At 56.8% G+C, this 5505-nt stretch carries 3 rRNA genes; all 3 read right to left on the bottom strand.

The window, feature by feature from the left end:
* Positions 1-7: 7 nt before the first annotated feature.
* Positions 8-121: ribosomal RNA gene (gene rrf, locus ACTWP6_RS29710) — 5S ribosomal RNA — on the bottom strand.
* 111 nt (positions 122-232) lie between these two features.
* Positions 233-3356: ribosomal RNA gene (locus ACTWP6_RS29705) — 23S ribosomal RNA — on the bottom strand.
* A gap of 448 nt (positions 3357-3804) precedes the next feature.
* Positions 3805-5326 (bottom strand): 16S ribosomal RNA (locus tag ACTWP6_RS29700).
* Together the 16S, 23S and 5S rRNA genes form the textbook arrangement of a ribosomal RNA operon.
* Between the last annotated feature and the right edge of the window lie 179 nt (positions 5327-5505).

The following is a 5505-nucleotide window of genomic DNA, read 5'->3' as shown; positions in this document are numbered from 1 at the left end:
AATTTGTGTTCGGCGGTGTCCTACTTTTCCACCCGTGTGGGTAGTATCATCGGCGCTGGCAGGCTTAGCTTCCGGGTTCGGGATGGGACCGGGCGTTTCCCTGCCGCTATGGACCGCCGTAACTGTATTCACTCGTTTTTGAGTGATCCCCGTGGTGGGGAAGTTTATAGCCCCTTGTTTATTGGTGGTGGGGGTGGTGTGGTTTGTGGTTGTGGTTGCGAGGTTTTGTTGGTGTTGTAAGTTTTCGGCCGGTTAGTGCCAGTTCCCTGCACCTCTTGCGAGGCTTCTAGGTCTGGTCTATCGATCCCGTGGTCTGCGGGGGGCCTTATCCCACTGAAATGGGTGAGAAGCCTGGTCTTGGAGGGGGTTTCCCGCTTAGATGCTTTCAGCGGTTATCCTGTCCGAACGTGGCTATCCAGCGGTGCCCCTGGTGGGACAACTGGTAGACCAGAGGTTCGTCCGTCCCGGTCCTCTCGTACTAGGGACAGGTTTCCTCAAGCTTCTGACGCGCGCGGCGGATAGAGACCGAACTGTCTCACGACGTTCTAAACCCAGCTCGCGTGCCGCTTTAATGGGCGAACAGCCCAACCCTTGGGACCTGCTCCAGCCCCAGGATGCGACGAGCCGACATCGAGGTGCCAAACCATCCCGTCGATATGGACTCTTGGGGAAGATCAGCCTGTTATCCCCGGGGTACCTTTTATCCGTTGAGCGACACCCCTTCCACTCAGAGGTGCCGGATCACTAGTCCCGACTTTCGTCCCTGCTCGACATGTCCGTCTCGCAGTCAAGCTCCCTTGTGCACTTACACTCAACACCTGATTGCCGTCCAGGTTGAGGGAACCTTTGGGCGCCTCCGTTACATTTTAGGAGGCAACCGCCCCAGTTAAACTACCCACCAGGCACTGTCCCTGGACCGGATAGACGGTCCGAGGTTAGAGGCCCAATACGATCAGAGTGGTATTTCAACAACGACTCCACCCTCACTGGCGTGAGGGCTTCACAGTCTCCCACCTATCCTACACAAACCGTATCGAGCACCAATACCAAGTTGTAGTGAAGGTCCCGGGGTCTTTTCGTCCTGCCGCGCGTAACGAGCATCTTTACTCGTAATGCAATTTCGCCGAGTCTATGGTTGAGACAGCTGAGAAGTCGTTACGCCATTCGTGCAGGTCGGAACTTACCCGACAAGGAATTTCGCTACCTTAGGATGGTTATAGTTACCACCGCCGTTTACTGGGGCTTAAATTCTCCGCTTCACCCCCGAAAGGGTTAACGGGTCCTCTTAACCTTCCAGCACCGGGCAGGCGTCAGTCCGTATACATCGTCTTGCGACTTCGCACGGACCTGTGTTTTTAGTAAACAGTCGCTTCTCACTGGTTTGTGCCACCCCCTCCCGCTGCCGGCCGCGAGGGCCTTGACGGTGTGGGGGTCCCCCTTCTCCCGAAGTTACGGGGGCATTTTGCCGAGTTCCTTAACCATAGTTCACTCGTACGCCTCGGTATTCTCTACCTGACCACCTGTGTTGGTTTGGGGTACGGGCCGTGTGTGCGCTCGCTAGAGGCTTTTCTCGGCAGCATAGGATCACCGAATTCGCCTCAATCGGCTATGCATCACCTCTCAGGCATCATGAGTGACGGATTTACCTATCACTCGCCCTACAGGCTTACCCCGGTATTACCACTGACCGGTACGGCTACCTTCCTGCGTCACCCCATCGCTTGACTACTACCACCGAAGGTCCCGCGCAGCCGGCGACGGTCGCTCCCCGAAGGGATTGATCTGTCGCCTTTTGGGCGGTTAGTACCGGTGATTCATCAGGGACGCTCACACACGGGTACGGGAATATCAACCCGTTGTCCATCGACTACGCCTGTCGGCCTCGCCTTAGGTCCCGACTCACCCTGGGCGGACTGGCCTGGCCCAGGAACCCTTGGTCTTCCGGCGGGCAAGGTTCTCACTTGCCTTATCGCTACTCATGCCTGCATTCTCACTCCCACACCCTCCACAGCTAGATCACTCTGCTGCTTCACCGGATGCAGGACGCTCCCCTACCCAGCACACAAGTGTGCTGCCGCGGCTTCGGCGGTGTGCTTGAGCCCCGCTACATTATCGGCGCACAATCACTTGACCAGTGAGCTATTACGCACTCTTTCAAGGGTGGCTGCTTCTAAGCCAACCTCCTGGTTGTCTTCGCGACTGCACATCCTTTTCCACTTAGCACACGCTTAGGGGCCTTAGCCGGCGATCTGGGCTGTTTCCCTCTCGACGCACGGAGCTTATCCCCCGCCGTCTCACTGCCGCATTACACCGTGTCGGCATTCGGAGTTTGGCTGACGTCAGTAACCCTGTGGGGCCCATCGGCCATCCAGTAGCTCTACCTCCGACACGAACACTGCGACGCTGCACCTAAATGCATTTCGGGGAGAACCAGCTATCACGGAGTTTGATTGGCCTTTCACCCCTACCCACAACTCATCCCCTCAGTCTTCAACCTAAGTGGGTTCGGGCCTCCACGCGGTCTTACCCGCGCTTCACCCTGGCCATGGGTAGATCACTCCGCTTCGGGTCCAGAACACACCACTACACCACACACAACTGTGTGGATACGCCCTATTCAGACTCGCTTTCGCTACGGCTACCCCACCCGGGTTAACCTCGCGACATGTCCCTGACTCGCAGGCTCATTCTTCAAAAGGCACGCCATCACCCCACGCAAAAACGAAGGCTCTGACGGATTGTAAGCGCACGGTTTCAGGTACTATTTCACTCCCCTCCCGGGGTACTTTTCACCATTCCCTCACGGTACTCATCCGCTATCGGTCACTGGGAAGTATTCAGGCTTACCGGGTGGTCCCGGCAGATTCACAGCAGATTCCACGGGCCCGCTGCTACTCGGGGAAACCTGTGACAGCAGATCAGGAGTTTTCGACTACGGGGCTCTCACCCACTACGGCAGACCATCCCAGGCCACTTCGCCTAACACCTGATTTTCTCACTGCTGCTGCCCACGGCGGCGGACAGAACACAGACCCCACAACACCGCACACACAACCCCCGCCGGGTATCACATGCACACGGTTTAGCCATCCTCCGCTTTCGCTCGCCACTACTCACGGAATCACTTTTGTTTTCTCTTCCTACGGGTACTGAGATGTTTCACTTCCCCGCGTTCCCCCCCAACGCCTATATATTCAGCGTTGGGTGACACGACATCACTCGTGCCGGGTTTCCCCATTCGGACATCCTCGGATCCACGCTCGGTTGACAGCTCCCCGAGGCATATCGCAGCCTCCCACGTCCTTCATCGGCTCCCAGTGCCAAGGCATCCACCATGCGCCCTTAAACACTTACAACACAAAACCAAAAAATGAGTCACCCACACACACCCCACAACGAGATGCATGCGAGTATCAGAAAAATTTGCATTACATGAAATGACAACCCACACAAGAAAACCCACCCCCACAAAGGAAGACAGGCCCTCATACAAGCCATCATCTCGATGCTCGCAACCACTATCCACAAATCAAACACCACACCCCACCACCAAAGCAGGGCAACAACACGCTCCACCACCCCAACGGGCAATGGCCAACCCCCAACGGGGCTGCAGGGCCTGTTGTCTCAAAGCCCAATAGTGTGTCTGGCAGCCGCGCACGGCATTTCCCTACCCATGCGCCAATGTCTGTTGCCTGCACCAGACCCTGAAACCCACTACAGGCCAGGGCCATCCAACGAATCGATCAGATCACCGAACCCCCACACGATGTGGGCGGGCCTGATTCTCGTGGTGCTCCTTAGAAAGGAGGTGATCCAGCCGCACCTTCCGGTACGGCTACCTTGTTACGACTTCGTCCCAATCGCCGATCCCACCTTCGACGGCTCCCTCCCACAAGGGGTTAGGCCACCGGCTTCGGGTGTTACCGACTTTCATGACGTGACGGGCGGTGTGTACAAGGCCCGGGAACGTATTCACCGCAGCGTTGCTGATCTGCGATTACTAGCGACTCCGACTTCACGGGGTCGAGTTGCAGACCCCGATCCGAACTGAGACCGGCTTTGAAAGGATTCGCTCCACCTCACGGCATCGCAGCCCTTTGTACCGGCCATTGTAGCATGTGTGAAGCCCTGGACATAAGGGGCATGATGACTTGACGTCATCCCCACCTTCCTCCGAGTTGACCCCGGCAGTCTCTCACGAGTCCCCGCCATTACGCGCTGGCAACATAAGATAAGGGTTGCGCTCGTTGCGGGACTTAACCCAACATCTCACGACACGAGCTGACGACAGCCATGCACCACCTGCACACAGGCCACAAGGGAACCGACATCTCTGCCGGCGTCCTGTGCATGTCAAACCCAGGTAAGGTTCTTCGCGTTGCATCGAATTAATCCACATGCTCCGCCGCTTGTGCGGGCCCCCGTCAATTTCTTTGAGTTTTAGCCTTGCGGCCGTACTCCCCAGGCGGGGTACTTAATGCGTTAGCTACGGCACGGATCCCAAGGAAGGAAACCCACACCTAGTACCCACCGTTTACGGCGTGGACTACCAGGGTATCTAATCCTGTTCGCTCCCCACGCTTTCGCTCCTCAGCGTCAGTTACTGCCCAGAGACCCGCCTTCGCCACCGGTGTTCCTCCTGATATCTGCGCATTCCACCGCTACACCAGGAATTCCAGTCTCCCCTGCAGTACTCCAGTCTGCCCGTATCGCCCGCACGCCCACAGTTGAGCTGTGAGTTTTCACGGACAACGCGACAAACCACCTACGAGCTCTTTACGCCCAGTAATTCCGGACAACGCTCGGACCCTACGTATTACCGCGGCTGCTGGCACGTAGTTGGCCGGTCCTTCTTCTCCAGGTACCGTCACTTGCGCTTCGTCCCTGGCGAAAGAGGTTTACAACCCGAAGGCCGTCATCCCTCACGCGGCGTCGCTGCATCAGGCTTGCGCCCATTGTGCAATATTCCCCACTGCTGCCTCCCGTAGGAGTCTGGGCCGTATCTCAGTCCCAGTGTGGCCGGTCACCCTCTCAGGCCGGCTACCCGTCGTCGCCTTGGTAAGCCATAACCTCACCAACAAGCTGATAGGCCGCGGGCCCATCCCACACCGCAAAAGCTTTCCCCTCCCAGACCATGCAGCCAGAAGGGTGTATTCGGTATTAGACCCAGTTTCCCAGGCTTATCCCAAAGTGCAGGGCAGATCACCCACGTGTTACTCACCCGTTCGCCACTCGAGTACCCCGAAGGGCCTTTCCGTTCGACTTGCATGTGTTAAGCACGCCGCCAGCGTTCGTCCTGAGCCAGAATCAAACTCTCCAAACAAAAACCCCCACACCAAAAAGTGCAGGCAGAATTCACAATCAGAGAAATCCGATCATCAAACAAGACACCAAAAACTGGCATCCAAAAACAACCCACCCCTAAACGGGAAAAAGAGGCAGGCCAAAAAACAACAAACAAAAACCACCAAACACACTATTGAGTTCTCAAACAACACGCCC

It is taken from the genome of Mycobacterium sp. 4D054, assembly GCF_052245755.1.
In the GTDB taxonomy this organism is placed as follows: Bacteria; Actinomycetota; Actinomycetes; order Mycobacteriales; family Mycobacteriaceae; genus Mycobacterium.
The sequence above is the reverse complement of the archived record's forward strand: the minus strand, read 5'-3'. Positions and strand labels throughout refer to the sequence as shown.